Genomic DNA, 23,191 nt, shown 5'->3' on the forward strand with positions numbered 1-23,191 from the left:
GCAGGAGCCCCGATACATGAAACGCATGTTGTTCAATGCAACGCAGGCCGAAGAGCTGCGCGTTGCGATTGTGGATGGCCAGAAGCTGATCGACCTCGATATCGAAACGGTCGGCAAGGAACAGCGCAAATCCAATATCTACAAGGGTGTCATCACCCGCATCGAGCCCAGCCTCGAAGCCTGCTTCGTGGACTACGGCTGTGACCGCCACGGCTTTCTCCCCTTCAAGGAAATCTCCCGCGCCTATCTGGGTGACGGTGAGGGCAATGGTCGCGGCCGCGTGCTCGACGCCCTCAAGGAAGGCCAGGAACTGATCGTCCAGGTCGAAAAGGACGAGCGCGGCAACAAGGGCGCTGCCCTGACCACCTACATCAGCCTCGCCGGCCGCTATCTGGTGCTGATGCCGAACAACCCGCGCGGCGGCGGCGTTTCGCGCCGTATCGAGGGTGAAGAGCGCAACGAACTGCGCGCCGCGATGGACCAGCTCGACACCCCGTCCGGCATGAGTCTGATCGCGCGCACCGCCGCCATCGGCCGTGCCGTCGAAGAACTGCAGTGGGATTTCAACTACCTGCTGCAACTGTGGCGCGCCATCGAGGGTGCCGCCACCTCGCAGACCGGCGCCTTCCTGATCTACCAGGAATCCAGCCTGGTGATCCGCGCGATCCGCGATTACTTCCAGCCGGAAATCGGCGAAATCCTGATCGACAAGGTCGACATCTTCGAACAAGCCCGCCAGTTCATGAGCCACGTGATGCCGGGCAATGTGAACCGCGTCAAGCTGTATCAGGACGACGTCCCGCTGTTCTCGCGTTTCCAGATCGAGCACCAGATTGAAACCGCCTTCGCGCGCGACGTGATCCTGCCCTCGGGCGGCGCCATTGTCATCGACAAGACCGAAGCGCTGTACTCCATCGACGTGAACTCGGCGCGTGCCACCAAGGGCAGCGACATCGAGGAAACCGCACTGCGCACCAATCTGGAAGCGGCCGACGAAATCGCCCGCCAGATGCGCCTGCGCGACATCGGCGGCCTGATCGTCATCGACTTCATCGACATGGAAAACCCGAAGAGCCAGCGCGACGTGGAAAACCGCCTGCGCGAGGCCCTTCATCATGACCGCGCCCGCGTGCAGACTGGCAAGATCAGCCGCTTCGGCCTGATGGAACTCTCCCGCCAGCGTCTGCAGCCGTCGCTGGAAGAAACCACGCACATCGCCTGCCCGCGCTGTCATGGTACCGGCTTCATCCGCGGCATCGAGTCGTCCGCACTGCACATCCTGCGGATCATCCAGGAAGACGCGATGAAGGAAAACACCGGCGCCGTGCACGCGCAGGTGCCGGTTGACGTGGCCACCTTCCTGCTCAACGAGAAGCGTCACGAACTGTTCGCGCTGGAAGCACGCCTCAAGGTCAGCATTGTGCTGATCCCGAACATGCACATGGAAACGCCGAATTACAGCGTGACCCGCCTGCGCCATGACGAAATGAACCACATCGATGATGCTCTGCCGTCCTATCGCATGGTGGAAAGTCCGGCCGAAGAAGGCTACCAGCCGCAAAAGGCCAAGGACGAACAGGCCAAGCGCCAGGAAGCCGCCGTCAAGGGCATTACTCCGGCGCAACCCGCACCGGTTGCCGCCGAGCCGCGCCCGGTCAAGAGCAGGCCAGCCGCCGCAACGCCGGAAGCAGCCCCCTCGCTGTGGAGCCGCATCATCAGCTGGTTCAAAGGCGAAGCAGCAGCCGAGGAAAGCGCACCGGCAGCACGCAGCAACACCCGTCGCAACGAACCGCGCCGCCGCGGTGAGCGCAGTGACCGTGGCGAGCGCGGCGAACGCAATGCCGATCGCAAGGGCGGTGATGACAATCGCCGCAATGGCGGCGGCAAACCGCGCATCGAGGAAGACCAGAAGCCGGCACGCGAGAACCGCAATGAGCGCGGCAATCGTGACCGTGGCGAACGCGGTGAACGCAACGAGCGCAGCGAAAACCGCGAGGCGCGCGACACGGCAAGTGCAGCAATCGAAGCGCCGGCCAAGCAGGAAGGCCGTCGCGAGCGTCAGCCGCGCGGCGAACGCCAGCCGCGAGGCGAGCGCCAGGCCCAGCAAGCCAAGCAGGAAGAATTGCTGCAAGCCGCCACCGTCGCCGAGACCGAACTCCCCGCAATTGAAAGCACGGCGGGCGCGGAAACCGCGCAAAACGCCGAGCAGGGCGAAGGTCGCAGCCGTCGTCGTCGCGGCCGCCGTGGTGGCGAACGCCGCGGTGAGCGCAATGCGCCGGTAGAAGCCCTGGAAAATGCCGAGAGTGAACGCAGCACCGGCCCGGTCGGCGCCGAGAGCGAGCCCGCCCCTGCCGTAGCACTTCCAGTGGCCAATGTCGCAGCGGATGCTGTTGCAGTCACGACGGAGGCGGCCAGTGCCGAGCCGGCGCAAACCGTCGCAGAGCCCGCAACGGTGGCGCCCATCGTGCACGCAGCACCTGCACCGGCCACGCCCGACGAAGAATCGCTTGCCGGCAAGGAAGCACCTGCAGAGACGCCCGCAGAGACTGTCGTGGCTGCAGCAACTCCGGCAGAAGCAACTCCGACTGAAGCCGTGACCGAGGAAGCAATCAGCAACGACGTGGCAGACAGCACCGACAATACCGGGCAGCTCGCCAGCCAGCAGGCCGAGGAAGCAAGCGCCAGCAGCACTCCGGTTGCGACCCAGCCGGCCGAACCGCTGGATGTGGCAAGCATTGCAGCCGAAGCAGGCCTCGTGCTGGTCAATACCAGCGCAGCGCCGGCCGTAGCGGCAGAGACCGCTGAAGAAGCGGCGCTGCAATCGTCCCGTCGCCGTCGCCGTGACCTGCGCAATGAAGCGCCGGCGCACAGCGGCAGCAACGCCGAACCGCTGCAACTGGTGCAAACCAGCCAGGCGGCGGCGGCCCCGGCGGAAGACATCATCGTTGCCGTGCCGCAACGCCGTCGCCGTCGCGACGTCCTGGCTGACAATGGCCAGGCCGCCGAAGCGAGCGCCCCGCTGGCGCAGGTGGAGACCGGCCTCAAGGCGCAGGACGACGCCCAGCAGTAAGCAGTACCCGGCAGCAGAAAAAGAACTCCGTCACGACGGAGTTCTTTTTCATTGGCCGACCGAAAGACCAGAACCGACCTTAAGGCATCTTGCGGGCGCGGGCTCAGTGGCCACTGCACACCAGCCCACCGACTCAGAGCCGAACGCAGCCGAGAAAAGATCGCGAACAGGTTCTAAGATACAAACGCAGTCCCACCGGAGAACACCATGAAGCTGGATGATGTGTTCGAGCAGACGCACCGTCTGCCAACCATCCCGAAGATCGTCCAGGAACTGATCGACAGTTTTAATGACGATAGTGTCGACATCGGGCGCATTGCCCAGAAAATCGCGCTGGACCAGGTGATTACCGCCAAGGTGCTGCGCCTGGCCAATTCGGTACACTTTGGCGCCACCCGCCGCATCGGCACCGTGCAGGAAGCCGTGGTGGTGCTGGGTTTCAACACCGTCCGCACGCTGGTGATCGCCTCGGGCATCACCGGTGCCTTCATTGCCACACCGGGCTTCGACCGCAAGCGCTTCTGGCAGCGCAGCCTGATCGTCGCTTCGGATGCCCGCTGGCTGGCCACCCAGGCCCGCATTCCGCCCGAAATGGCGTTTACCTGCGGCATTTTGCACAATATCGGCGAAATGCTGATCCATGTGGTATCCCCCGACATCGCCAGCAAACTGGACCGCTGCCTGCAAGAAGGCGGCAACCTGCAGGCACTTGCCAGTGACGGCATTGATTTTGACTACACCTCGGCCGGGGTCGAACTGGTTCGGCGCTGGAACTTTCCGGGCGCCATCGTCGATGCCCTGCGCTTTCAGCACGCACCGACCGAACAGATCCCGCCCGATCCGCTCAGCGCCATCCTGAACCTGGCCATCCGCATGCGCGATTGCGCCAACGAAGCAGCGGCCCTCGAAGAAGTGCTGGCCGGCATACCCGACGCGCTGCTGACGCTGGCGCGACTGGAGCGCGGCAGCCTGCAGGAAGCCCTGCCGGAATTGCTGTCGCTGCGCGGCGCCCTTGACGAACTGGTGAATTGAAGCGGGGCCATTGGCGCCAGCCGCGCTCAAGCGATCGAATCCTAGGTTCTGTTGACGTTTTGTTTGCGTTCCCGCTGGCGCACTTTTTGCGCCGAATCAAGGCGTTGCGAGCGCCGCATAACCGGTTATGTCAGCGAAGCAACAACGCAGAGTCGGCGCAAAAAGCGCCCAGCCCTCCGGGTTTGGCTGTTTTTGGCCTGACACGGCGTTGCAAAGCCCTTGCATAGAATGACTATGCGGCGGGCTTCGCGCCTTGTTTCAGGCCAAAAACAGCACAAACGGGCAGCGCACACAAAACGTCAACAGAACCTAGGGAAAAACCTGATTACCCGCCCAGTGGCTGCAGACCTAGGATGCGTTACGGGTGGCCAGTCTGCCCACTGAGAGGAGAAAACAATGAAAGCAGCATGGATCGTTGCAGCGCTTGCCGGAGGCCTCATGCTGGCCTCGGGCGCCCAGGCCGCCAAGGTCTACCAGGTTGGCACCGACGCCGCCTATGCCCCCTTTGAATCGGTCAACGAGAAAAAGGAAGTGGTCGGCTTTGACATCGAAGTCCTGTCGGCGATCGCCGCCAAGGCCGGCATCGAAGTGAAATTCATCAACACCCCGTGGGAAGGCATTTTCGCCACGCTGGCCAATGGTGAGCGCGACATCGTGATCTCGGCCGTCACCATCACGCCCGAACGCCGGCAAACCATGGATTTCAGCGAGCCCTATTTCGAGGCCAAGCAGCTGATCGCCGTGGGACCGAACAGCAAGATCAGCAAATTCGCCGATCTGAAAACGCTGAAAGTGGGCGTGCAGACGGGCACTACCGGTGACGAGGTCGTGCAGAAGCTGCAAGGCAAGACCAGCGCCAACATCAAGCGCTACGAATCCACCCCGCTGGCACTGAAAGAGCTGCTCAATGGCGGCGTCGATGCCGTGGTCGCCGACAATGGCGTCGTGGTGAACTTCATTGCCAACAACAAGGGCAGCAAGCTGAAAACCATCGATGACTCCTCGTTTGCCAAGGAGTATTACGGCATTGCCGTCAAGAAGGGCAACAAGGACCTGCTGGCCAAGCTGAACAAGGGCCTGGCCGCCATCAAGGCTGACGGTACCTACGACAAGATCTACAAGAAGTATTTCGGCAAGTAAGCCTGCTCCGGGCAGCACGCGAAGCGCAAACGGCACGCCGTTTGCGCTTCTTTTTGACTCATCTGGCGCAATCGCATGGATTTCAATTCTTTCTGGTCATCCGCACAGGATGCCGTTCCCCTGCTGCAGAATTTCCAGCTGCAAATCGTCTGGGAATACCGCGACCTGTTTTTCGGCGGCATGAAGATGACGGTCGGCATCACGCTGATCGCCGTCGTGCTTGGCACCCTGATCGGCCTCTTTGGCGGCATGGCGCGGCTTGCCGAGGTGAAGCACGGGCCATGGAAATACCCGGTGCTGCTGCTGATCCGCTGGCCGGCCACCGCCTATGTTACGTTTTTCCGAGGTACGCCACTCTTTGTGCAGATCCTGCTGACCCACTTCGCCGTCATGCCGCTGCTTGTCCACCCCGAGGGCGGACTCTTGATCAGTGGCGATTATGCGGGCGAACTGCGTTCGGAATACGGGGCCTTCATGTCGGGCCTGGTGGCGCTGACGCTGAATGCCGGCGCCTACATCACGGAAATCTTCCGCGCCGGCATCCAGTCCATCCACAAGGGACAGTTTGAAGCCTCGCGCTCGCTGGGCATGAGCTATGGCCAGACGATGCGCTTTGTCATCATTCCGCAGGCGTTTCGCCGCATGCTGCCGCCGCTGGGCAACGAGGCCATCATGCTGGTGAAGGACAGCTCGCTGGTGTCGGCCATCGGTCTGGCCGAAATCGCCTATGCTGCACGCACCGTGGCTGGCGCCTATTCGCGCTACTGGGAACCCTATCTGACCATCTCGCTGATCTATCTGGTGCTGACGCTGGTGCTTGCGGCCGGGGTCAATCATCTGGAAAAACGCTTCAAGGAAAGCGGCGGGATACACTAACCCCCCCACCCTATTGCCCTGCAGCCATTTATCATGATTGGTTGCAGGGCAATACCCCGGCCTTAGCAAGCAACAACAACCCCAAAGATCCGGACTTGCCCGGCCCCCGCCAGTCTCGTCCCTGCCCGGCAGGCTTACAGCACGAAGGCCCACCAGTCGGCGGCAAACCACAAGAGCACCAGATCCTTGCTGGCGCCGCTGTCCTGCTCCAGCCGCACGCGCAGCACGGCGGGAACGTGCCTGGCCCTGTCGCTGACCCGGCTGCTGATGTCCACCACCCAGGCCCGCCCTTGCGGCAGCTCGAAACGCCGCGGTTCCGGGCTGGGCTGATAGCCGGCCAGAAAGGCCAGCGGGTATTGCGAGCGATAGGCTTCCTGCAGCGCGATGTGGCAGTAGCTCATCAGCTTTTGCTCGTAATGCCCCTTGTAATCGCAGAGCTGGGCATGCAAAGCCCGGCCGCGCAGGGGATGCTGCCCTTCCGGCAGCGCATGGTATTGCCACATGCCGGCCAGCTGGCGCTCGCTGGCGACCGGGCTGCGGCGCTTGGCCTCGCGCAGAAAGGCCTGCTCGTCCTCGCTGGCGGGCGCCGGGCCGGCCAGCGCCAGCAGCGCCAGACCCAACCCTGCCCATTGCTGTTTGTTCACTGCGCATGCTCCGCGTGGCCGGCATGCCGACCGGGTTGACTGCTTACTTACGGAAACAAGTGTAACACGCGAGCGCACGCCACCCGGGCGTACACTGGCGCTTCAGGAGAATCGCATGTCCCCCGCCCTAGCCGGCCACCTGCTGGCCCTGTTTGCCGTGTCCGTCTGGGGCACGACCTTTGTCTCGACCAAGCTGCTGCTGACTCAGCTGGGCCCGGTTGAAATCCTCTTCGACCGCTTTCTGCTGGCCTGGCTGGTGCTCTGGCTGATCCACCCGGTCTGGCGCCGCCCGGAAGGCTGGCGGCGCGAGCTGCACTATCTGGCGCTGGGCGCCTTCGGTGTCACCCTGTATTTCCTGACCGAAAACTATGCGCTGACGATGACGCAGGCCAGCAATGTCGGCCTGCTGGTGTCCTCCGCACCACTGCTCACCGCCCTGTTTGCCCACTTCTTCACCCGGGATGAGCGCCTGTCGCGCACGCTGCTTGCCGGCAGCCTGATTGCCTTTGCCGGCGTGGGCCTGGTGATGTTCAATGGCAGCGTGGTCTTGCGGCTCAACCCGCTGGGCGATCTGCTGGCGCTCTGCGCCGGTGCGATGTGGGCCGTGTATTCCATCCTGCTGCGCCGCATGAACCAGCCGCACGGCCTGCTCTACCTGACGCGCAAGGTGTTTTTCTACGGCCTGCTGACCATGCTGCCGGCGCTGTGGCTGAGCGGCTACCGGCTCGCCGGGCCGGTGCTGGCCAGCACGGCGGTCTGGCCGCAACTGCTGTTTCTCGGCCTGATTGCCTCGGCCCTGTGCTACGTGGTCTGGAATGCCGCCGTGCAGCGCATCGGCGCGGTAAAGGCCAGCAATTACATCTACCTGATTCCGGCGATCACCATGCTGACCGCCGTGCTGGTGCTGGGCGAGCGCATCACGCCGCTGAGCATGGCTGGCGCCGCGCTGATTGTGCTGGGTGTGTATGTTGCCGAACACGGCTTGCCGAAATGGCTGCGGCTGCGCGCAGCTGAATAGCATGTATCTAGATGCAGCCCTTTACCAGCAATGCTCTCAGGGATATACCCATGGAAAACCTCATGACGGACACACAGAGATGCAAAGCAAATCACTCGCATCTGGGGGCTTTTCTCAGCGCCTCAGCGCCTCTGCGTTGAAGCCATTGATCCTTGCGTCGCCAGACCGACGCGAGTGAGGCGACACCAGCCAGCAGCCAGCAGCCAGCAGCCAGCAGCCATCTGATTGGAAGTCCTTCGCAGCAAACCACAAGAACCATTTGAACAAAACCCATTTGAACCACAGAGACACAGAGGTCACAGAGAAAGCAAAACCCTGAGAAATGCCGATGACGTGCTCCCGATTTTCTCTGTGTTCTCTGTGTCTCTGTGGTTGATTTGGGGTTTGCCGAGAAGTCTTACCAATAAGGTGCGGCCATGAGGTGGCTGGCATGGCGTGCAGGCTTGATCCAGATCGAAGCGAGCCACCGGCGCGCTGGCGATACTGCCCGCATGCGTCCCGCCACTCCCTTTGACTGCCGTGCCGGCCAGTTGCCGCTGGCCTGCCACGCCCTGAAAAGCTGCGCGCCCTGTGACTGCAGCGATGCCGAAATCGCCATGCGCCATTACGCCAGCCCGCGGCATGCGCTGCCGCCGATGAGCGAGGCGCAGCGCCAGTGGTGCATCGTGGAAATCCGTCGTCAGCCGGCCAGCGCTCAGCCCGACCCGACTGCCCTGCCCGACGACGCACTGGCAAGGCAGGTGCTGAAAGCCTGGAGCAGGGCGGTGCGCTTTTAGCTTCCCTGCTGCCGCGCCTGATGAGGTCCTTTTGCGCTCAGTCCAGCAATGCGCGATAGCGGCGCACCGTTTCTTCCAGCCCCAGATACAGCGCATCGGCAATCAGCGCGTGGCCGATCGACACTTCCTTGAGCCCCGGCACCTGCTGGGCGAAATAGCCGAGGTTTTCCAGGCTCAGGTCGTGGCCAGCGTTGAGTGCCAGCCCCACTTCCTGCGCGGCGCGCGCGGCAGCGACGAAGGGCGCGATGGCCGCGGCGCGGTCTTCCGCGTAATGCGCGGCATAGGGCTCAGTGTATAGCTCGATACGATCGGTACCTGTTTGGCTGGCGGCGTATACCTGCTGCACTTCGGCATTCAGGAAGATCGAGGTGCGAATGCCGGCCGCCTTGAAGCGCGCAATCACCAGCTGCAGATAGGCATGATGCGTCACGCAATCCCAGCCGGTATTGCTGGTCAGCGCCTCCGGCGGATCGGGCACCAGCGTCACCTGCTCCGGCCGCACCTCCAGCACCAGTGCGATGAACTCCTCGTTCGGATAGCCCTCGATATTGAACTCGGTATTCACCACCGGGCGCAGTTCGCGCACGTCGGCGTACTTGATGTGGCGCTCGTCGGGGCGCGGGTGCACGGTGATGCCCTGCGCGCCGAATTGCTGGATGCGGATCGCCGCCTCGACCACGTTCGGATTGTCCCCGCCGCGCGCATTGCGCAGCGTGGCGATCTTGTTGATGTTTACTGAGAGCTTGCAGCCGCTCATGCCAGGATCTCCTTCAGCGCCGTCACCAGTGCCGCGCATTCCTCGGGCGTGCCGATGGTGATGCGCAGGAATTGCGCGATGCGCTCGGGGCGCTTGAAATGGCGCACGATGATGCTGCGCTCGCGCAGAAGAGCGGCCAGCTCGGCAGCATCGCGCTGCGGGTGACGGGTAAACACGAAATTGGCCTGTGAGGGCAGCGTCTCGAAGCCCAGTTGCGCCAGCTCATTGGTAAACCACTCGCGAGTAGTGATCACCTTGTTGCGAGTCTCGTCGAACCAGGCCACATCCTCGAACGCCGCCACCGCGCCCGCTTGCGCGACGCGGTCGAGCGGATAGGAATTGAAGCTGTCCTTCACGCGCACCAGCGCCTCGATGAGGTGCGGCTGGCCGATGGCCAGGCCGACGCGCAGCCCCGCCAGCGAGCGCGACTTGGACAGCGTCTGCACCACCAGCAGATTGGGGTAATTCGCGACCAGAGTGACGGCCGTCGCGCCACCGAAGTCGATATAGGCCTCGTCGACCACCACCACGCAATCGGCGTGACGCTTGAGGAATTCCTCGATCGTGGCCAGCGGCAGGCCGACGCCGGTCGGCGCATTCGGATTCGGGAAGATGATGCCGCCGCAGGGCCGGTCATAATCGGCCACATCAATTTCGAAGCGTGCATTCAGCGGCACGGTCTGGTAATTGATTTCGTACAAGCCGCAATACACCGGGTAAAAGCTGTAGGTGATATCGGGAAACAGCAGCGGGGCATCGTGTTTCAGCAGCGCCGGGAACAGCAGGGCCAGCACTTCATCCGAGCCATTGCCCACGAACACATGATCCACCGGCACCCCGTAATGCTGCGCAATGGTCTGCAGCAGCGGCGTGCTGGCGGCATCCGGATACAATTTGAGTGTGTCCGCGATCTGCGCCTGCATGGCGGCCAGCGCTTTCGGCGACGGGCCGTAGGGGTTTTCGTTGGTGTTCAGCTTGATCAGATTGGTCAGCTTGGGCTGTTCGCCAGGCACATACGGGGTCAGCGTGTGTACGATCTTGCTCCAGAACTGGCTCATGGGCGGCTCTCGCGGCTTGGGGTTAGAATCGCGCCTATCTTACCAAGAAAGCCCTGTTCACCGGGCAACACCAGGTGATGAACCCCGCCACCCTGCCTGACTATATCGAATGCATTGAAACCGGCCTGCTGCCCGCCTGGCAGCTCCTGAGCGTGCACGAGCACGAACCGGTGCAGGTGCTCGCCCTGCCCGCGCCCTGGCAGCTGCTGGGCTGCGGCAACTATGCCGCGGTGGTGGTCCACCCGGACTATCCGGACTGGGTGGTGAAGCGCTATGCACCGGGCCGGCCGGGCCATGCGCAGGAAGCCGATGTCTACCGCCGGCTGGGCGAACATCCGGCGTTTTCCAGCTGCCTGCATGCCGGCGCCGATTACCTTGTCCTGCGCCGCATCCGTGGCAAGACACTCTGGCAATGCTGTCTGACGGGCGAGAGCATCACGGCCCGGACCATCGCCGACATCGATGCGGCCATGGTCTGGGCGACAGCCCGCGGGCTAACGCCGCACGACGTGCATGCCAAAAACGTGATGCAGCACGAGGGCCGCGGCTACATCGTCGACATTTCGGATTTCTACAAGACCCAGCCCTGCGCGCGCTGGCAGGATTTCAAGCGGATTTACGACTGGCTCTACGTGCCCCTGCTGCGTGACGACCCGGTGCCGCTGCCAGTTTGGCTGATGGATGGCTTGCGGCGCTGCTACCGGCGCTGGCGCCGCCATAAACGTCACACCGTATAGCCCTGCAAGCCATTATTAAAATAGGCTTCATCCATATACCCCTCTTGACGTTGCATAGCAATCGCACCGTTGCTCCTACTCCAGCCAGGCCCCCGGCATGCCCGGCTGCGGATCGCCGCAGGCGCGATGAACGGCACTGTAACCGCAGTGCAGCAGTTTCTTACATTTCCATACGCCATGTTGCCGGGCCCGCTGGATGACTGCAGCCCGGCAGGCCAGCCCGGCCCAGCCGAATGTTGCATCCAGACGACAAATCCTGGCGTTGCGAGACGCCCCGGACTGCGGGCAAGGCCAGCAAATCCGCTGGCTGCCGGGCATCCCAAGTGCATACTGCCGAAACACCCTAGCGGATAGACCCTACTAGCCACTTCGACAAGGCAGCAGGAATAATTCTTCCAAAATCATTGGCTTGACTGGTATCAACCGGCAGGAAGCAGCAGTGCTCTTGCAGGCAGTCAGGCCAGCCGGTCTTGCCGCAGGCGGCCGGAAAGCACTTAATCAATCAGCATTACCAAATATTTGAATTTGCTTTTTGACGCATCGCAACAACCGGAACGGGCGCACCGTCACAAGCGGCCAGCGCCCCGAAAAGCTTACAAATTACTGATAAAACCCATGAAAACCGCCACGCGTCCCCGCACTCTTGCTCTTGGTGTTGCTCTCGCCTTTGGCGGCCAGCCCGGCCTGGCCGCCTCGCCCTATCCGGCCCTGCCGCCGACGCTGTCGACCTCGGTACCCCCCAACGTGGTGCTGTTCATCGACAACTCGGGCAGCATGCTGCAGGACCGCAACAACAACTGGCTGCGCAGCGATCTGTGCAACTTTGCGAACAACTGGTCCAACTGCGTCAACAACAACGTCAACAATGCGCGCCATGTGCTGGACGATGAAAACCAGTCGCCCAACACCAAGATGAATATCGCCAAGCGCGTGTCGCGCCGGCTGATCGACAGCAATCCGTCCTTGCGCTGGGGGGTGTTTTCCTTTCACGTGGGCAATGAAAATACCGTCGGCGGCAACGAGCGCGGGCAATCCGGCGTGCTGCAGGCCGGCGTGGGTCAGGGCAATGCCGCCGCGCAGGCGGCCATTTCGCGGCTGAAGGCGCGCACGGCCACGCCGCTGGGCGAAGCACTGCTGGAAATCAGCCGCTATTACGAGGGCAAGCCATCGCTGTATGGCAAGAGCAGCAACAGCTACACGAGCCCGATCCAGTACCGTTGCCAGAAGAATTTCGCCATCGTGCTCACCGACGGCGACGCCACCGACGACGACGACCTTCCCGGCAGCGGCAAGGGCGCACTGCCCTACACCTACATCGATCGCAACAACAGCAGCCAGACCGGCAATTTTTCGGTCTGCACCACCAGCGATAACGGGTTTTGCCCGGCCAAACTCGAAGGCAGCAACAACAGCCCCGGGTTTGGCGACAGCAAGAACCGCTTTCGCGCGCTGCGCGATGTGGCGAAGTACGCCAACGAGATGGACATGCGCAGCGGCGGCACCGACCTGGACGGCAAATCGTTCGACGATCCGCGCTTCCGGCAGCAGAACATGCAGACCTACACCATCGGTTTCTCGGTCAACAACGAGGTGCTGCCGGCAGCGGCCAAGGCAGGCGGCGGCAAGTACTACACGGCCGACAGTGAAGCGGCGCTGAACCAGGCGCTGACCAATGCGGTGAGCGATATTGTGGCCTCGGTGTCCAATGCCGGCGGCGTCGCCACGCAGAGCGAAACCGTCAGCGCGGGCAACAAGGTCTTCCAGCCGGTTTTCAACCCCAAGGGCTGGTATGGCGAGCTGCGCTGCTACAACCTCGACTCGGCCGGCAATTTCGACCCGCAGACTTCGCGCTGCACACCGAATGGCAAGGCCGTGATTCCGGCGGCCAGCGCACGCAACCTGCATTCGGCGCGCCCCAATGGCAGCGGCACGCTGGCCTTCGCCTTCAATGACAGCACGGGGCTTGCCAGCATGAACACGGCGCAGCGCAATGCGCCGGGCAACAATGACGCCGAACGGCGCACTCTCATCAACTACCTGCGCGGCCAGAATATCAGCGGTCTGCGGACGCGCCCGGACGGCCTCTTGGGGGACATCATCGACAGCCAGCCGGTGGTCGTGGGCAAGCCGGCCGGCGAAACGCCGGATGCCGACTACGCCGCCTTCAAGGCACGGCACGCCAGTCGCAACATGGTGTTCATCGGCGCCAACGACGGCATGCTGCATGCCTTCAGCATCGCCGACATGAGCGAGCTGATGGGCTTCATCCCCTCGCCGGTCTATCCCAATCTGAAAAGCCTCTCGGCGCCGGACTACGGGCAGTCCGGTGGCACGCCGCATGCCTTTCACGTCAATGGCAGCCTGCGCCAGGCCGACATCAAGGCCGGTGGCCAATGGCAAACGCTGCTGGTCGGCGGACTGGCGCAGGGCGGCCGGGGCTATTTCGCCATCGACGCCACGCAGGCCGGCAACTTCACGACGGCCAGCGATACGGTGAAATGGGAGTGGACCGACCAGCACGCCGCCAGCATGGGTTATGCCTTTGGCAGCCCCATCATCTACAACGTCCGCACCTCGGCCAACTCCGTCGTCCCCGCCGTGATCCTCAGCAATGGCTACGACAACCGCTGGGGCCAGACACCGCCGGCCAGCAACAGCTCGGCACTGTATGTCCTCAATGCCGAAACGGGCGCCCTGCTGAAGCAGATCGACGTGCCCGGTGGTACCGGCCTGTCGTCGCCGGCCGGCGTCGATTACGGCCAGGATGGCATCCTGGACTACGTCTATGCCGGCGACATCAATGGCAAGCTGTGGCGCTTTGACCTGACGGCCGAATCACCATCGGGCTTCCGGCTCACCCCCAAGCCGATTTTCGACGCGGGGCCCGGCAAGCCCATCGTGATGCGCCCGGCCGTGACCGCGCTGGATCACAAGGACGGCACGCCCATCGGCAATCTGGTGCTGTTTGGCACCGGCAAGCTGCTGACCGATGCCGACCGCAGCGATACCACCCGGCAAAGCCTCTACGGCGTGCTCGACCGCATGGAGGATTATCCGGAAACCATCCCGGCCAGCAGCCTCGTGCAGCAGACCATCACCGAAACCCAGAGCGTGAGCTCGGGCAAACAGCGCCCCGGCAACTACCGCAAGCTGTCGGCCGAAGAGCTCGATCTGCGCTCGGAAAGCAATACCCGCCAGGGCTGGTACATCGACCTGCCCGCCGCCAGCGAGCGGCTGGTGACTTCGCCACTGGTGTTCAGCGACAAGGTGCTGTTCGGCACCGGCATTCCGCAAGCCAGCGAAAAATGCCTGCCCGGCGGCAAGGGCTGGATCATGGGCCTCAATCCTTATACCGGCTCGGTAGTGACCGACCGCAAGGGCAATCCCTACAGCTTTGTCGACATCGTCAAGGACGGCAAATCCACGGCCGCCGACAAGATCGATTTCCAGGGGGGCGAAGCCTTTGCCAGCGGTTTTGAAAAGGATGGCATTCCGACCGAACTGAGCTATGTGGCTTCGGAAAACCGGCTGGTGACGCCACCCGCAAAGGAAGGCTCGGCGCTGGGCGACATCGGCAAGGTGATCGCCATGCGCGAGGCCAACTACACCGCCGTGTTCACCGGCAATGCCAAACCCGGCACCACCACCGGCAACCCGATTGGCCGGCCCGGTTCCGGCGGCAAGGGCTCGCTGTATGGCGGCACGATCGGCAACGATACCGTCGACAAGGAAACGCTGCTGTCGCCATCGGCCGGCATCCGCGTGGAAACCACGCTCTGGAGGGAAATCAAATGATGCAAAAGTGCGAACACCATGGCGCCACGCCGCGCCAGCGCGGCATGACGCTCATCGAAATGATGGTGACGCTCAGCGTGCTGGGCCTGCTGGCGGCGATTGCCATTCCCAGCCTGCGCGACTGGCTGCGTGATGCCCGCCAGGCCACGCAAAGCGACCTGCTGGTCAGCAGCCTCGCCACCGCCAGGCTGGAAGCCGTCAAGCGCCGCAGCACCATCAGCATCTGCCCGGCCAGCGACGCGGACACCGCCAGCGCCTGCTCCTCGTCGGATGCCGACTGGTCGAAAGGCTGGCTGATCCTCGGCCCGAACGATGTCGTCCAGCGCGTGCGCGTGCCGGCCGGCGTCACCATCGCAGATGCCCCCGATTCGCTTGGCTTCAACGCCACCTTCGGCAGCGCGCAAGCCGCCGCCACGTTCACCGTGTGCAGCAAGGGCGGGCGGCAGCACCGCATCGACGTGTCGCTATCCGGCCACATCAACAAACGCATCACCAGCACCGTCTGCGCCTGATCATGAAACGCATGCATACCCACGCAAGGCAGGCCCGGGAGGGCAGCCGCCAGCAGCAGGGCCTGTCGCTGATCGAGGTGATGATCTCGGTCTTCATTCTCGGCGTCGGCCTGCTGGGGCTGGCCGGCCTGCAGACCCGCGCCGTGGTCATGAACCAGAGCGCCTATTACCGCAGCATTGCCACCGATCTGGCCACCGATCTGGCCGACCGCATCCGCGCCAACCGCACGCCCTTTCTGGCCAGCGCCGACGCCGACACGCCAGCGCCGCAACCGCCGGATTTCTCCCGCTGCAGCCAGGTCAGCGCCAGCCCGGACACGCTGAGCTGCAGCGCGCAGGAAGAAGGACGTGAAAGCTATCTGGTCAGCGAGGAAATGGCCCAGTGGCACAGCCTGCTGCGCAGCCAGCTGCCGGACGCCACCTTCACGCTCACAGCCGCCGCCGGCCAGTCACCCGGCTTTTTCCGCTACACGCTCACCATCAGCTGGACCGACAACCGCTCGGCGCAGGACGCCAGCGCCAAGCTCAGCAGCTATGTCACGGTAATCGAATGATGAAACAGCCGCAAACCCCGCCTCGAGGCTTTACCCTGATCGAACTGATGGTTGCCATGGCCATCGCGATGATCGCCCTGCTGGCCGTCTCGCAGCTTTATATCAACTCGCGGCAAACCTTCAACCTGCTCGCCATGCAGAACCGCGTCTCCGAAGATGGCCGCTTTGCACTGGCGATGCTGCAACGCACGATCAGCCAGGCCGGCTTTCGCCCCAATCCCAACCAGGCGCTGCCGACCAATCATGTCAGCTCCGACAGTGCCGGCACCATCACCGTGCGTTTCAATGCCGATGGCGTCAACCAGATGGATTGCGCCGGTGGGGTGGCAGCGGCCGGCCCGACCGAACTGACCATCGCCAGGAGCGGCAGCAAGCTGCAGTGCGGCAGCACCGACTGGCTGGCGCCCAGCGATGGCGGGGGCGGCAACGCCACCGAAGTCGTCGATTTTCGCCTCAGCTATGGCGTTGATGATGCTGACAACGACGCCGGCGGCAACCCGCGCACACCAGCCGAATACGGCTGCGGCGCGGATCTTGGCGCAATGCGCGCACGCGACTGCGTGGCCAACCGCTTTGTCGATACGCTGGCCGGCATCAGCGCCGACCAGCTGGTGGCCGTCAAGGTCTGCCTTGTGCTGCGCAGCGAGAAAACCGATCGCACCCTCATCAAGGCCGCCGGGGTAAGCAACTGCAGCAATGCCGAGATCAGCGGCTCGCAGGACGACCAGAAGCTTTACCGCATGTTCCAGACCACTGTATTGCTGCGCAACCGCTGAGAATTGCCATGAACCACACCCTCCCAGCCCGTCGCGGCAACGCCCAGCGCGGCTTTGTGCTGATCATTACCCTGCTCTTGCTGGTGATCGTCACCCTGCTGGTCATCAACGGCATGCGCAGCACCACGCTGAACGAGAAAATGGCCGGCAATTACATGGATCGCAACCGCGCCTACCAGGCTGCCGAACAGGCGATGCGTCAGGGCGCTGCGCTGCTGCAGGCCAATGCCGAAGCCTGCCTTGCCGGCTGCAGCAATGCCGATGTCGTCGGCGTCGGCACGGTGGCCAACGCCCTGCCCGCCGCCTGGAGCGACCAGCACGCCGGCACGGCCACCACCAGCCAGGGGCAGCAGACTTCGGGCAAATACCTGATCAACCAGTTGCCCGATGCGCTGCTGCCCGCCGACAAATCCGGCTGCAAGGCCTACAGCGTGATGGGGCGCGGACAGGGCCTGGACCAGCGCGCCGTCGTGGTGCTGCAGACCACCGCGCTGGTTTGCCCGATCTGAAACCACGCATTGCTGACGTATTGCTGATCCGGCCCGCGGCTGTGGCCAGTCGTGATGACCAACACGCGACCACGATCCGCCAGGCAGATCAATCACCAAGGAAACCCGCATGACCCTAAGCCTGCCCGCCCAGCGCGGCTTTACCCTGATCGAAATCATGATCGTGATCGCCATCATCGGCATCCTGGCGGCCATCGCCATTCCGTCCTACCGGCAATACGTGGTCAAGACGCGTCGCACTGATGTGCAGCAGCAAATGAGTGGCCACGCCCAGGCGCTGGAGCGCTATTTCAGCAGCAATGGCCGCTACACCAGCAGCGGCACCACCTGCGGTGTCGCCGACCCGGCAAGCGCCTATTACACGATTGCCACCGACTGCAGCACGGCCAATGCCTTCAGCATCAGCGCCACACCCACCGACGGCAAATCGCAGGATGGCGACGGCACGCTGACGCTGGACAGCACCGGCGCACGCAGCGGCAAGTGGTCGAGCTGATTATGCGTGGGCTTCGCAACGCAGTATCAGGCCAAAAACAGCCAAACCCGGCGGGCACGCAAACAAAACGTCAACAGAACCTAGCACGCCTGCCCGCCATTCTGTCGCCAGCACACAGCCTGGCGTTTGCCCTTCGCGCTCACGGCTACCATACTGCGACAGCGACGCAGCGGGCGGCGCCAACTGCAGCAACGCCCGCCGTTGTTTCCAACATTGGCACTTCAGAAGGGGTTTTCCATGGCTTTGCGCATCAATGACGTCGTACCCGACTTCACCGCCGAAACCGACCAGGGCACGATCCGTTTCCATGACTGGATTGGCGACAACTGGGCCATTCTCTTTTCCCATCCCAAGGATTTCACCCCGGTGTGCACCACCGAATTCGGCGCTGTAGCCCAGCTGGCCGAGGAGTGGGCCAAGCGCGGCGCCAGGGTGATCGGCGTGTCGGTGGATGGCGTCGAAGCCCACCAGAAATGGAAGGGCGACATCGAACGCTACGCCGGTACCACTGCGGGCTTTCCCATCATTGCCGACGAGGGGCTCGCCGTTTCCAAGGCCTTTGACATGCTGCCGGCCGAGGCTTACCTGCCCGATGGCCGCACGCCCAACGACACGGCGACCGTACGCTCGGTGTTCATCATCGGCCCGGACAAGAAGCTGAAGCTGTCGATGACCTACCCGATGTCGGTCGGCCGCAACTTCGCCGAAGTATTGCGCGCGCTGGACGCGCTGCAGCTGACCTACAACGTGCCGCTGGCCACGCCGGCCAACTGGACCACCGGCCAGGACGTCATTGTGGCGCTGTCGCTCAATGACGAGCAGGCGCGCGAAAAATACGGCCAGATCGACATCAAGCTGCCTTATCTGCGCACCACCGCCGCACCGAAGTAACTCCGCCAAAGCGTGGCTTCCCGCCAGTCGCGCGGGAAGCCCCCCGGGTCAGGCCAGTCCCTTTCAACATCACCTACCGCAAAATCGTCAACGCAGTGATGCAGAGGAAATACAGGCCGGAGATACGGTCCCTCTCTGCCACCGGCATGACAGCCCCCATCAGCCCCCCAGCCTGCGCCACTGAATGAGCGGCAGCAGAAGCAGCCGGAGCCACAGCCGGTACACGCCGCTGGCATATTGCACTGCGTTTTCGTTATCATCGCGACCGACTGCCCGATTCTTACAACACCGTGCCCTTCCTGCGTCCCGCCTCGTCGCGCGCTGCCAACTGGCTTGCCCTGCTGGCGCTGGCGCTGCAGCTCCTGCTACCGTTCGCGCATGCGGCGGCCATGCAGGATGGCGTGCGCATTGCATGGTGCGGCCAGGGCCAGGCGGCAAGCCCCCTGCCCGACCAGGATGCCGAACAGAACGCCCGCTTCATCGGCAAGTGCGCGCTGTGTTCGCTGGCCGGCCTGCACGGCATGGCGCCGCCGCCGGCCACGGCCACGCTGGCCGTCTCCGCGGCGACCGGCACGCCCGGCCTGCTGCATGAACCCTCACGCTTAGTCCCCCGGCAACTCGCCGCCCCACCGCCCGGGCGCGGCCCGCCCTCCGCGTTTTCCTGCTGATCCCAGCTGAACCCCCTGCAGCGCCGGGCTTTGCATGCCCGGCATCGATCATGTCCGCCTGCAGCAGGTTGTTGAACACGCCGCGCGCATCGCTCATGCGTCGGCCTGCGCTCCACCTTCCCTTGCCCGTTCCGGCCGTGCCGTGGGCAGGGAGCGCCGTGAGCGTGCAACAGCCAGCCTGCCAGCGCACCCGCCGCGCCTGCGCGCGGCGCACGGAAAACAAGCAATGCCTTCACACCCCTGGACCGTCACTCCGCTGGCCGGCGCCCTGCTGGCCGCCTTCTCCCATGGCCCGGCCCTGGCGGCCGACGCCGCCCCCACCGTGCTCGACGAAGTCGTCGTCAGCGCCAGCCGCGAGGCCACGCCGCTGCAGCAGGCGCCCGTCTCCATCGGCAAGGTGAACCGCGCGACGCTGGACGAAACCCGCCCGACCTTTATCGGCCAGGTGCTCGACAAGATTCCCGGCGTGCACATGCCCGATCTGGGCAACGAGCAGCACACCATGGCCATTCGCCAGCCGATGAGCTATTCCGCCGTTTACCAGTATCTGGAAGACGGCATTCCGATCCGCCCGGTCGGCATCTTCAACCACAATGCCCTCTACGAAATCAATCTGCCCGGCAGCGACGGCATCGAGGTTGTCAAGGGGCCGGCCGCCAGCCTCTATGGCAGCAATGCGGTGGGCGGCGCGGTGAATTTCACCACCGCAGCACCCGGCCCGCGCAGCGCCAGCCTGTCGGCGCAGAGCAGCAGCGAGGGGTATCAGCGCACAGACTTTATGGCTACTGAGCTGTATGGCGATACAGGACTGCGTATTGCCGGCTATGCGGCCCGGCGCGGCAGCAGCTGGCAGGAATACAACAGCATGGACAAGCTCGGGCTGACCGCGCGGCTGGATCACTGGCTCAACGATGCGCTGCTGTGGAAGTCGGTGCTCAGCTACTCGCAGCTGGATACCGACATGCCCGGCAGCCTCAACGAAAGCGACTACCGCCAGCGCCCGGGCTACTCCTACCAGACCTTCACCTACCGCGAGGTGGCTGCCCTGCGCGCCAGCACCGGCATCGAGGGCGAACTCAATGCCGGCGGCTTTTCCAGCGCCACCCTCTACTACCGCGACAACCGCACCGATCAGCTGCCCAGCTATCTGATTTTCAATACCGGCGCGGACAGCGCCAGCGGGCGCACCACCGAAAACCGCTTTCATTCGCTGGGCCTGAATGCCTTTCACCGCCAGCAATGGGGCGCGCTGAAGCTCACCGTCGGCGGCCTGCTGGAACTCAGCCCGAACGAACAGCGCGAGGTCAATCTGGCCATCCGCCGCGACCCGCAGAGCGGCAAGTACACCGGCTACCAGAGCGGCAGCGTGCGCCGCGATTACGCCGTCGATCTCAGCAATCAGGCCGTGTATGCCGATGCCCACTACGACCTGGGGCATGGCGTGAACATGCATGGCGCGCTGCGCTACGACCGCGTCAGCTACGACTTCAGCAATCATCTGGCCCCCTCGGCGACCACCGGCGCCCCCTCGCAAACGCAAAGCTTTGCGCATGCTTCGCCCAAGCTCGGCCTGAGCTGGGTCGCCAGTCCGGCCGTGTTCGTCTACGGCGGCTACAGCCAGGGCTTTACGCCGCCGGAGGTCGGTGCGCTGTTCAGCAGCGCCAGCGTGCCCGATCTGAAATCGGCCACCTTTGACCAGCTGGAAGCCGGTCTGCGCGTCGCGGCCGCAGCGGGCCTGCAGCTGAACGCGGCCATCTACCGCCTTGACGGCAGGGACGAGCTGGTCAGCTATACCCTGCAGCCGGGCAAATCCGAACCGCGCAATGCCGGGCGCACGCGGCACACCGGCATCGAGCTGGGAGCTGACTGGGCCGTGGCGCACGACTGGCAGCTGCGGCTCGCAGCCCAGTATGCCCGCCACACCTATCGCGATTACCGCCCCTCGGCGCAGGAAGATTACGCCGGGAAGACCATCCCCGCCGCGCCGGACTGGCAGGGCACGCTGGAGCTGGCCTGGCGCCCGCTGGCGGGCGCGCGCATTGCGCTGGAAACCGCCCATCTGGGCCGCTACTGGATGGACAACCCCAATACCGTGCGCTACGGCGGGCACACGCTGGTCAACCTGCGCGGCGAATACCAGACCGGCAGCTGGACGCTGTGGGCCCAGCTGCTCAATGCGACCGACCGGCACCACGCCACCATGGCCGCCTCCAGCTACAAGGGCGGCGCCTATCTGCCGGACAGCCAGAATACCTATACCCCCGGCGCACCGCGCACGGCCTTGATCGGCGCGTCCTACCGCTTTGGCGGCAAGGCAGGTGCACGATGAAGCGCGAGACCCTGCCGCTCGACACCACCCGCCCGCAAACGTCTGCACGATGGGTCCTGGGCTGGCTGAGCCGCTGGCACCGCCGGCTGGCCTGGCTGGCCGGCAGCGCCGTGATCCTGTGGGGGCTGACCGGCGTGCTGCACCCGCTGATGTCGGCGCTCAGCCCCACACCCCGGCCACTGCCCCCGGCCGCCGCGCTGCCCGCGCACACCGCCGTAACCCTGCCTGAGCTGCCTGCCGACCGCTTGCAATCGCTGCGGCTGCGCATGCTGGATGGCGCACCGGCCTGGCGCGCTGGGCTGCTCGGACAGGCCGAGGGCCAGTGGTTCTCCGCGCTTGACGGCCGGCCTTTGCCCGGCGCCGAGCGCCGCGAGGCCGCACGCCTGGCGCGCGCCTTTGCCGGCGACACGCAGGCGGAGATTGGCAGCATCACCCCCATCAGCCGCTTCGACGCCGACTACCACGCGGTGAACAAGCTGCTGCCGGTGTGGCGGGTGGAATTTGCCCGCGCCGATGGGCTGATTGCCTACGTCGATGTGGAAGGCGCGCGGCTGGCCAGCCTCTCGGACCAGCGCAAGCGCCTGCTGCAGCCCGTCTTCAGCAGCGTGCACAGCTGGAGCTGGGTCAGCGAGCCCGTACGCAAGGCCGGCATCAGCCTGCTGCTGGGCTGCGCCCTGCTCGCCATGCTGGGCGGACTGGCAATCTATGCCGTGCGCTGGCGACTGGGGACACTGAAAGCCGGCCAGCCGCGCCTGCGCCGCTGGCATCGCGGCCTGGGCATGGCGGCCGGAATCGCCGGCGTACTGCTGGCCGGCTCCGGCCTGATCCACCTGTGGTTTGCCCCGGCGCCGCTGCCCACCCGGGCGCCGCTGCCACTGGGCACGCCGCCCGCGCTGGCCCATCTGCCAGACGGCGTCACCGCACTCACCGCAGTCAGCATTGATGGCAATGGGTATTGGCTTGTAACCCAACAAGAGAAAAGGCTGCAAGGCAATACCTCAGGAACAACGCCTCACCAGCATCATGCACCAGCCGCAGCCGGCCCGCTGCCGCAGTATGTCGATGCACACGGCCAGCCCCAGCCGGGCCTGGCCGAGCGCCATGCCGCCAGCCTGCTGCGCCGGCACGACCCGAACGCCGCCCCCATCCGGCAGCTTGACCTTGTCACGCGTTTTGGCGGCGAATACGGCTTCTTCCAGAAACGGCTGCCGGTCTACCGCATCGAGCTGGCCGACACCAGACGCAGCACCTGGTATATCGAACCGGCCACCGGCATCGCCGCCACCCGCGTCGATCAGGCCGCCCGCCTGGAAGGCTATGTATTTGCCAATCTGCACAAATGGCACTGGCTGGACGGGCTGGGCAAGCCCGTGCGCGACAGCCTGCTGGCCGGCGCCGCAGCACTGAATGTGCTGCTGGCCGCGCTGGGGCTGCTGCTATGGCGCCGACGCAAGGGGAAAACCCCTTAAAAGCCAGGGTATATTCATAAAACTCAACAAGATAAAAGCCTGCAAGCCAATACCCTAATAGCCACAGCTCAGGTTTTCTTGGGC

At 64.2% G+C, this 23,191-nt stretch carries 20 protein-coding genes; 17 read left to right on the top strand and 3 right to left on the bottom strand.

The annotated features are described in order from the left end of the window. Nucleotides 1-16 precede the first annotated feature (16 nt). The 4 genes from C515_RS0117660 (at nt 17) to C515_RS0117675 (ending at nt 6,118) form a co-directional block, all read left to right on the top strand. Nucleotides 17-3,070 carry an Rne/Rng family ribonuclease gene (locus C515_RS0117660; protein ID WP_028456572.1) on the top strand — a complete coding sequence of 1,018 codons (3,054 nt, stop codon included), beginning with the start codon at nt 17-19 and terminating at the stop codon, nt 3,068-3,070. 207 nt (nt 3,071-3,277) lie between these two features. Beyond that, entirely contained in the window at nt 3,278-4,102 is an 825-nt protein-coding gene (locus C515_RS21860; protein ID WP_051305078.1) for an HDOD domain-containing protein, read from the top strand. Nucleotides 4,103-4,498: 396 nt separating this feature from the next. Beyond that, on the top strand, nt 4,499-5,242 hold the full coding sequence (locus C515_RS0117670) for a basic amino acid ABC transporter substrate-binding protein (RefSeq protein WP_028456573.1): 744 nt from the start codon (nt 4,499-4,501) through the stop codon (nt 5,240-5,242). A gap of 75 nt (nt 5,243-5,317) precedes the next feature. Continuing rightward, nucleotides 5,318-6,118, top strand: a complete 801-nt coding sequence (locus C515_RS0117675) for an amino acid ABC transporter permease (protein ID WP_051305079.1) — start codon at nt 5,318-5,320, stop codon at nt 6,116-6,118. A gap of 134 nt (nt 6,119-6,252) precedes the next feature. Here C515_RS0117675 and C515_RS0117680 read toward each other — a convergent pair whose 3' ends face one another. Beyond that, nucleotides 6,253-6,762: a hypothetical protein gene (locus C515_RS0117680; RefSeq protein WP_144290543.1), complete on the bottom strand. Its 510-nt coding sequence runs from the start codon at nt 6,760-6,762 to the stop codon at nt 6,253-6,255. Nucleotides 6,763-6,877: 115 nt separating this feature from the next. Here C515_RS0117680 and C515_RS0117685 point away from each other — a divergent pair, with 115 nt between their 5' ends. After that, complete coding sequence (locus tag C515_RS0117685; RefSeq protein WP_028456576.1) at nt 6,878-7,780, top strand: DMT family transporter; 903 nt, start codon at nt 6,878-6,880, stop codon at nt 7,778-7,780. 416 nt (nt 7,781-8,196) lie between these two features. Continuing rightward, nucleotides 8,197-8,556, top strand: a complete 360-nt coding sequence (locus tag C515_RS0117690) for a hypothetical protein (protein WP_144290544.1) — start codon at nt 8,197-8,199, stop codon at nt 8,554-8,556. 37 nt (nt 8,557-8,593) lie between these two features. Here C515_RS0117690 and C515_RS0117695 read toward each other — a convergent pair whose 3' ends face one another. Further along, a complete protein-coding gene (locus C515_RS0117695; RefSeq protein ID WP_028456578.1) occupies nt 8,594-9,313 on the bottom strand; it encodes a pyridoxine 5'-phosphate synthase in 720 nt (239 codons plus the stop codon). Further along, nucleotides 9,310-10,371, bottom strand: coding sequence for a histidinol-phosphate transaminase (gene hisC, locus C515_RS0117700; protein ID WP_028456579.1), 1,062 nt, complete (start codon nt 10,369-10,371; stop codon nt 9,310-9,312). The genes C515_RS0117695 and hisC overlap by 4 nt, the downstream gene beginning before the upstream one ends. Nucleotides 10,372-10,448: 77 nt before the next feature. Here hisC and C515_RS0117705 point away from each other — a divergent pair, with 77 nt between their 5' ends. The 11 genes from C515_RS0117705 (at nt 10,449) to C515_RS21875 (ending at nt 23,107) form a co-directional block, all read left to right on the top strand. Next, complete coding sequence (locus C515_RS0117705) at nt 10,449-11,108, top strand: protein kinase family protein (RefSeq protein ID WP_028456580.1); 660 nt, start codon at nt 10,449-10,451, stop codon at nt 11,106-11,108. Between the two features lie 615 nt (nt 11,109-11,723). Next, nucleotides 11,724-14,903, top strand: a complete 3,180-nt coding sequence (locus tag C515_RS0117710; protein ID WP_028456581.1) for a pilus assembly protein — start codon at nt 11,724-11,726, stop codon at nt 14,901-14,903. Next, nucleotides 14,900-15,415, top strand: coding sequence for a GspH/FimT family pseudopilin (locus C515_RS0117715; RefSeq protein ID WP_028456582.1), 516 nt, complete (start codon nt 14,900-14,902; stop codon nt 15,413-15,415). Before C515_RS0117710 ends, C515_RS0117715 begins: the two co-directional genes overlap by 4 nt. A gap of 2 nt (nt 15,416-15,417) precedes the next feature. After that, nucleotides 15,418-15,969 (top strand): type IV pilus modification protein PilV, encoded by a 552-nt coding sequence (gene pilV, locus C515_RS22815; protein ID WP_051305080.1) that lies wholly within the window; start codon nt 15,418-15,420, stop codon nt 15,967-15,969. Next, complete coding sequence (locus C515_RS0117725) at nt 15,966-16,745, top strand: PilW family protein (protein WP_043650314.1); 780 nt, start codon at nt 15,966-15,968, stop codon at nt 16,743-16,745. The genes pilV and C515_RS0117725 overlap by 4 nt, the downstream gene beginning before the upstream one ends. An 8-nt stretch (nt 16,746-16,753) precedes the next feature. Beyond that, nucleotides 16,754-17,254: a pilus assembly PilX family protein gene (locus tag C515_RS22820; RefSeq protein WP_051305081.1), complete on the top strand. Its 501-nt coding sequence runs from the start codon at nt 16,754-16,756 to the stop codon at nt 17,252-17,254. Nucleotides 17,255-17,363: 109 nt separating this feature from the next. Beyond that, nucleotides 17,364-17,750, top strand: a complete 387-nt coding sequence (locus C515_RS24845) for a type IV pilin protein (protein ID WP_028456584.1) — start codon at nt 17,364-17,366, stop codon at nt 17,748-17,750. Nucleotides 17,751-17,987: 237 nt separating this feature from the next. After that, on the top strand, nt 17,988-18,641 hold the full coding sequence (locus C515_RS0117740) for a peroxiredoxin (protein ID WP_028456585.1): 654 nt from the start codon (nt 17,988-17,990) through the stop codon (nt 18,639-18,641). Between the two features lie 290 nt (nt 18,642-18,931). Continuing rightward, nucleotides 18,932-19,309 carry a DUF2946 family protein gene (locus C515_RS0117755; RefSeq protein WP_028456586.1) on the top strand — a complete coding sequence of 126 codons (378 nt, stop codon included), beginning with the start codon at nt 18,932-18,934 and terminating at the stop codon, nt 19,307-19,309. Between the two features lie 226 nt (nt 19,310-19,535). After that, entirely contained in the window at nt 19,536-21,638 is a 2,103-nt protein-coding gene (locus C515_RS0117760; protein WP_028456587.1) for a TonB-dependent receptor, read from the top strand. Further along, nucleotides 21,635-23,107 carry a hypothetical protein gene (locus tag C515_RS21875; protein WP_043650318.1) on the top strand — a complete coding sequence of 491 codons (1,473 nt, stop codon included), beginning with the start codon at nt 21,635-21,637 and terminating at the stop codon, nt 23,105-23,107. Before C515_RS0117760 ends, C515_RS21875 begins: the two co-directional genes overlap by 4 nt. Nucleotides 23,108-23,191: the final 84 nt, after the last annotated feature.

Origin of the sequence: Chitinilyticum litopenaei DSM 21440 (assembly GCF_000428145.1) — a bacterium.
Taxonomy (GTDB): domain Bacteria; phylum Pseudomonadota; class Gammaproteobacteria; order Burkholderiales; family Chitinibacteraceae; genus Chitinilyticum; species Chitinilyticum litopenaei.